General features: G+C 72.2%; 5 protein-coding genes and 1 pseudogene. All 6 read right to left on the bottom strand.

Translation table 11 applies throughout. The annotated features are described in order from the left end of the window. Nucleotides 1-2,937: WXG100 family type VII secretion target (locus AB0N03_RS16640; protein WP_364371653.1), on the bottom strand; the 2,937-nt coding region annotated here is incomplete at its 3' end. Next, the gene (locus AB0N03_RS16635) at nt 2,937-3,254 is read right to left on the bottom strand and encodes a hypothetical protein (RefSeq protein WP_364371651.1); all 318 of its coding nucleotides are present in this window, start codon (nt 3,252-3,254) and stop codon (nt 2,937-2,939) included. The genes AB0N03_RS16640 and AB0N03_RS16635, both read right to left, overlap by 1 nt. Before the next feature lies 1 nt (nt 3,255). Beyond that, complete coding sequence (locus AB0N03_RS16630) at nt 3,256-3,513, bottom strand: acyl carrier protein (RefSeq protein ID WP_364371650.1); 258 nt, start codon at nt 3,511-3,513, stop codon at nt 3,256-3,258. Further along, the gene (locus tag AB0N03_RS16625; protein ID WP_364371647.1) at nt 3,506-5,152 is read right to left on the bottom strand and encodes a fatty acyl-AMP ligase; all 1,647 of its coding nucleotides are present in this window, start codon (nt 5,150-5,152) and stop codon (nt 3,506-3,508) included. Before AB0N03_RS16625 ends, AB0N03_RS16630 begins: the two co-directional genes overlap by 8 nt. Before the next feature lie 10 nt (nt 5,153-5,162). Further along, a pseudogene (locus tag AB0N03_RS16620) lies at nt 5,163-5,603 on the bottom strand (cysteine hydrolase); the annotation flags it as partial. A 50-nt stretch (nt 5,604-5,653) separates the two neighbouring features. Further along, entirely contained in the window at nt 5,654-6,415 is a 762-nt protein-coding gene (locus AB0N03_RS16615; RefSeq protein ID WP_364371645.1) for an MFS transporter, read from the bottom strand. Between the last annotated feature and the right edge of the window lie 24 nt (nt 6,416-6,439).

The following is a 6,439-nucleotide window of genomic DNA, read 5'->3' as shown; positions in this document are numbered from 1 at the left end:
CCCCTTCGCCGCCCCGCCCGGCTCCAGACCGGTCGCCGAAAGGCCCGAGCCGCCGTGCGAGCCGCCGCCGATGCCGGCCCCCGAGCCACCGCCGTGGCCGGCGCCACCGGGGCTGTCCCCGCCGCCGTCGTGCTTCAGGTCCTCGAGGGTGCCGCGGTGGTTCGGCAGGTCGTCGTCGAGCTTCTTGCCGGGGGTGTCGCCGAGGGCGTCGGAGGCTTTGTCGTCCTCGCCGAGGGTGTAGGTCGTCGGGGTGCCGCTGCCGTCGTCGACGGTGACGACGGTCGGGCCGTCCGGGCCGTCGGGCCGCTCGGCGGTGATCTTGACGCCGCCGTCCTCGATGTGGATCTTGCCGTCGGGACCCGGGCAGTAGCTGCCGTCGTCGGTCCCTTGTGGACCGCCGGCGTCCTTGGACCAGTCGAACTGGAAGTCCTTGGCGGCGTCGGTCCCGGCGCCGACCTTGATGTCCATCTTCCCGTCTTGGTCGGGCTCGGTCATCTCGAAGGTCTTGTCACCCTGCTTGACCTTGAGGGTGTCGGGGGTGTCGTCGCCGTCCTTGTCGGGCTTGCCGTCGCCGTCCTTGTCCTCGCCGAGGAGGCTGTCCGGCTTGCCGTCGCCGTCCTTGTCTTCACCCAGCGGGTTGTCCGCCTTGCCGTCGCCGTCCTTGTCTTCACCCAGCGGGTTGTCCGGCTTGCCGTCGCCGTCCTTGTCGGCGCCGGGTTCGTCGCTGGACCCGGTGTCGCCGAGCCCGGCTCCGTCGCCGGAGTCCGTCTTGATCCCTTCGCCGCTGAACTCCTTCAGCGCGTCGGCGGCCTTCTGCTTCGCTTCCTCCGCGGCCTGCTCGGCCGCGGCCTTGCCGTCGTCGCCGGAACCACCGGAACCAGAGCCCGAACCCGAACCCGAACCGGAGTCGGAGCCACCCGACCCGGACCCGCCGCCCAGGCCGGACCCGGAACCGCCGCCCAGGCCGGACCCGGACCCGCCGCCCAGGCCGGACCCGGACCCGGACCCGCCGCCGGTGTCTTCGCCACCGCCAAGGCCACTGCCCCCGGCGCCCGAACCGGCGCCGTCGCCGGACTCGGTCTCGATGCCCGGGCCGCTGAACTCGGCGAGTGCGTCCGCGGCCTTCTTCTTGGCCGCTTCGGCGGCCGCGGCCGCCTCCGCCCGGCCACTGTCGGACGGCGACGGCACCGACGACGGCGACGTGTCATCCGAACCGGAACCGGAACCAGAACCAGAACCCGAGCCACCGCCCGAGCCGAGGCCGGAACCCCCGCCGTCGCCGGAAGGCGTGGACAGGTCGGGGATCGACGGCATCGAGCCCCCGCCACCGGCTCCCGAACCCGAGCCACTGCCCGAGCCGGCCCCTGAACCGGACCCGCCGCCGGAGACGTCCGGAATCGACGGCACCGGACCACCGCCCCCGCCCCCGGAACCACTGCCCGAACCGCTGCCGGAGCCGCCGCCCGCGTCGCTGGGCAGATCGGTGCCCGAGCCTCCGGCTCCCGAACCACCGCCCAGGCCGCTGCCACCGGCGCCGGAGCCACCTTCGGGAATCGGCGGCACCTCGCCGCCGCCCCCGCCGGCTCCCGAACCGCCCGAGCCCGAGCCGGAACCGCCATCGGCGCCACCCGAACCCGCGCCACCCGCACCCGACCCGCTGCCCGAGCCACCCGGGCCACCGCCCGCGCCGCCGGCCGAGCCAGGACCACCACTGCCGGGACCACCGCTGCCGGGAGCGCCCGAGCCGGAGCCGCCCGGCGTGGTCACGCCCTCGAACTCGTTCTTGACCTTGCCCATGACCTTGTCGAGCGCGTCGTACGCCTGGTCGACGAGGTCCTTCGTGTCCTTGCAGGTCTTCTCGAAGCCCTTGTAGAGCCGGTCCCACATGTCCGGGTTGAACTGGTTCTGGATCCACTGCTTGGCCAGGTCCTGGCCGTGCTTCTTGATCTCGTCGCCGTCGCAGCAGCCCTGGTCGTTGAGGGTCTTGACCAGGTTGGTGCCGAAATTGAGGTCCATCCAGCCCGCGATCTGGGCCAGGTCCTGCTCGTTGCCGTGCTCGCCGCCGGCGACCGCGATGACCTTCTGCGCCATCGTGTAGTCGGCCTTGCCGACCAGGTCGGTGTACATGCCGATGACGGCGTCGGCCTTGCCCTTGCACAGCTGGAAGACCGTGGTCGCGGTGGTCAGCGTCGCTTCGCCCACGTCGCCGAGCGTCTGGGACAGCTTCGCCGCTTTCGGCTGGATCTTGTCGTTGTAGGTGTCGGACGCCGCGTCCGCACCGGCGCCGCTCCACGTCTTGTACAGGCTGCCGAGCTGGGAACCGGTGTCCTCCAGCGTCCGGTCGACCGTCTCCGAGCCGGTCTTGAAGTGCGCGGCGTCCTGGACGAAGTTCGCGAAGCTGATCCCGCGCTGCTCGTCGAACGGAACGCGGATGTCCTTGTCGATGTCGAGCGCGCGGGTGTTGCCGCGGCAGTCGTCCGGGATCTTCGCCAGCAGCGACCCGAAGGTCTCGAACAGCTTCAGCGCGGGCGCGGCGGCGTCGAAGATCTCGTCGGACGTCTTCGTTCCGCTGGCGTCCCCGCCGTTCTCGCCGGCGGCAGGCGGCTTCGTGTCGTTGAGCTTGGTCTTGCCGTCGTCGACGGCCTTCTTCTCGTGGTCTTCGTTGTACGAGGTCTGGTCGCCGCTCGACTTGGCCTTGTCGTACGCCTCGTCGACGGACTGCCCGGCGAAGAGCGGGTTGGCGTTGTAGGCGCCGGCGTACTTCTCGGCTTCCTGTCGCTTCTGCTTGATGTCGTCCGGTTCCTGGTCGGCCAGGAACGGCGGCGGGGGCGGGTTTTCCCGCAGCCAGCTGCTGATCAGCGCGCTCTTCTGACCCGCGGGGACGCTCGGGTCGTCGAGGATCGCCTTGACGTCGGACCACTTCTTCTTGTCGGCCATCAGAGCGAGCCCCCGGCGTTGGTGATGGCGCCCGCCTGGTTGTCTTCGTTGGTGCTGTAGCTCGACCCGGCGGTGCCGAGGTTGGTGCCGAACGAGCCCAGCGTGGTGCTGTAGCCGGAGACCGCGGCCCACAGGGCCTGCGCACCGGCGGTGTACTTCGCCGCGTGGGCGTTGTGCGCCTTGCCGAAGCCCTCCGCGGTCACCTGCGGAGTCTCCAGGTCCGGGTTGTCGTCCAGCAGGTGTTCCGCCAGATCCCCGATGGTCTTGGACGCCGTCGACAACGCTTCCGTCGTCGCGGTGTACCCCCCGCCGCTCATTTCAGCGCCTCTCCTCAGATCCTTCGGTTCCCAGAGCTTCCGCGAGCACGTCGGCCACGGATCCCACGTCGGTGAACCGCTCGAGCTCGTCCAGGTCGATCGTCACCCCGTAATAGACCTCCAGCGCCGCCAGGAGCTTGATCCGGCCCTTCGAGTCGATGCCCAGCTCCTCCAGCGGCGCGTCGGGCTCGACGAGGGCCGGGTCGAGCCGGAAGGTGTCGCTGACGACCTTCGTGACCTCGGCGCGGTGATCACCCACGGCCGCCACCATAACGTGCCTTGGCCGCCGACCGGGCGACCTTGCCACTCGATGTGCGCGGAAGTCCGCCGGAAGGGACCAGATGTACCGCACGGAGGGTGAGACCGTGCTCGCGTGACACCGCGCGCAGCACCGCTCGCGTCACCTCTTCGAGGTCCGCGTCAGCGTCGCGCACCCACTCCGCGACCACCACCGCGCCCTCGCCGTCCTCGTCGGCGGCACCGAACGCGGCGACGCGGTCGCGGCGGACCGCGGGGTGGGCCTCCCCCGCCGCCGCCTCGATGTCCTGCGGGTGGAAGTTGCGGCCGTCGATGACGATGAGGTCCTTGAGCCGGCCGGTGACGTAGAGGTCACCGGCGTGCACCACGCCGAGGTCGCCGGTGCGCAGCCAGCCGCCGACGCCGTCGAGCGTGGCGTCGAACGCGGCCGCGTCGCCCCGGCCCCAGTACCCGGCCGCGACGTTCGCGCCGTGGATCCAGATCTCGCCGACGGCGCCGTCGGGCTGCTCGTGTCCGTCGTGGACGATCCGCACCTGCTGCCCGACCGGACGGCCCACGGACACGAGTTCCTGCCCATCGACGGTTTCGACGGCGTGGCCCTGAGCAAGCGCTTCACGGTCGAACTTCGCGCCGCGCGGCCCTTCTTCCCCCGCGCTCGCGACGTAGACGGTGGCTTCGGCGAGCCCGTACGACGGCCGGTACGCCCCGCGCCGGAAGCCGTGCGGGCCGAAGACCTCGAGGAAGCGCTCGACCGTGCGCGGGCGGACGGGCTCGGCGCCGTTGAGCGCGACCCGGACGTCCGAGAGGTCCAGGTCGTCCTCCCCCGGCCCGGCGTCGGCGGCGAGGTCGTAGGCGAAGTTCGGCGCGGCCGTGAACACCGCGGGGTAGTCCGCCAGCTGCCTCAGCCACCGCCGCGGCCGGTGCACGAACTCGGCCGGGGCCATGAACACCGCGCGCCCGCCGGCGAAGACGGGCAGGCACAGCAGCTGGATCAGGCCCATGTCGTGGAAGAACGGGATCCAGCCCGCGCAGGTCGTGCCTTCGTCGACGGCGTAGGCCCGGCTGCCCTGCCAGCACGCGGCGACGATGGCCCGGTGCGGGATCACCGCACCGGCCGGCTCCCGCGTCGAGCCCGACGTGTACTGCAGGTACGCCGGGCTTTCCGGCGCCACCGGCACCGGATCGGCCCCCGGCCCGGTCAGCTCGTCGGCCACCAGCAGGTCGTCGGGCGCCCCGAACTCGCGAACCCGCGCCGCCGCGGCGGACGACGTCAGCCACACGCGGGCGCCCGAGTCGGCCAAGACCCCGCCAAGCCGCTCGGCCTGCGCCTGGTTGCCCGGCGGCATCAGCGGGACGGCGATCATGCCGGCCGCCAGGACGCCGAAGAAGGCGAGCGGGTAGGCCAGCTCCTGCCCGGCGAGGACGGCGACCCGCTCCCCCGGCTCCGCGACCCGGCGCAGCCCGCCCGCGACCACCCGGACCCGCGCGGCGAACTCCGCCCACGTCAGCGTGTGCTCGGCGGCGTGGCTGTGGTCCTGGTGGGTGAACAGCGGCCGGTCGTCGTCCGCGCGGGCGAACAGCCGCTCCACGATCGAGGCGCGCAGCACCTCGCCGGGCACGGTCTCGGGCGGACGGGGCACGCAGCGCAACCTACTGGACGGCCCAGAGCTCCCCGAGCCCGGCCACGTCGACGACGGTGGCGGTGCGGGGGAACAGCGTCCCGGTCAGGAAGTCGTGCGTCGCCGGGTCGCGGTCGGCGCAGGCGTCGCGCAGGACGACGATCCGGTAGTCGCGGTCCATCGCCTCGCGTACGGTGCTCAGCACGACGCCGCTGGTGCTGATCCCCGCAAGGACGAGCGTGGTGATCCCGCGCTTCTCCAGCTGCTGCTCGAGGTCGGTGGTCGTGAAGGCGCCGACGCGGATCTTGCGGACCCGGATGTCCCCGGGCCGCGGCGCAAGCTTCGGGTGGATCTGCGTGGCCGCGGCGTCGGCGCGCATGCCCGCGCGGTCGGCGGCGAACGCGGCGAACATGCTCGTTTCCGGAATCGCTTCGAACTCGGCGTCTTCGAACCCGACGCGCACCCAGCCGACGTGGGCGCCGCGCCCGCAGCGCCGTGCGGTTCGGGTCGAGGGTGGCCTGGTCAGGCATCGGTCTCGGCTTTCTCGGGTCGGGTGGTGCTTCGGGACAGGGAACGGTCGAACACGGTGACGATCAGGAAAACCACGCCGATGCCGAGGAGTACCAGCGCGAGGTCGTGCAGCCCGCCGGTGTCGGCGGCGGGCCCGTAGAGGGCGCCTTGCAGCGCGGAGGAGACGATCGCGCCGAGGTAGCCGAAGGTGCGCAGCAGCCCAGCCGACGCGCCGATGTCGTCCGGGTTCGCTTGGCGGTACACGGAGTTCTGCAGCGCGAGGCTGTTCAATCCCTGCGGCACCCCGGCCACGAGCGCGACGACCACGAGCAGCCAGACGGCGGCGGAGGAGTCCAGGGTCAGCAGCAGCGCGCACCCGGCGAGCTGCCCGAGCGCGGCGACGGCCAGCTTGCCGCGGACCGCTTCGCGACGCCCGGTGAGCAGCGACACGAGGATCCCGGTCGCGAACAGCGGCAGGGTGGCGAGGCCGGCTTCGGTCGCCGACAGGCCGCGGCCGTGTTCGAGCCATTGCGTGTAGCCGTAAAGGAAGCTGTACGCGACGACGTAGGCCAGCAGCGCGCGGCCGTAGGTGCGCAGCAGCGGGCCGTTGCGGCCGAGCAGCCGCAGGTCGATGAACGGGTGGGCGTGGGTCAGCTCGCGGGCGGCGAAGCCCGCGGCTCCCACGACGGCGATCGCGAGCAGGTACCAGTCCCCCGCGCCGGGATGCATCAGGAACAGCAGCTGGGAGACGAGCGTGCCGGCGAACAGCGCCATGCCCGGGAAGTCGAGGTCGAAGGA

Source organism: Amycolatopsis sp. NPDC051061 (assembly GCF_040682935.1).
Taxonomy (GTDB): Bacteria; Actinomycetota; Actinomycetes; order Mycobacteriales; family Pseudonocardiaceae; genus Amycolatopsis.
Note: the sequence above shows the minus strand (reverse complement) of the source record. Positions and strands in the feature narration are given on the sequence as shown.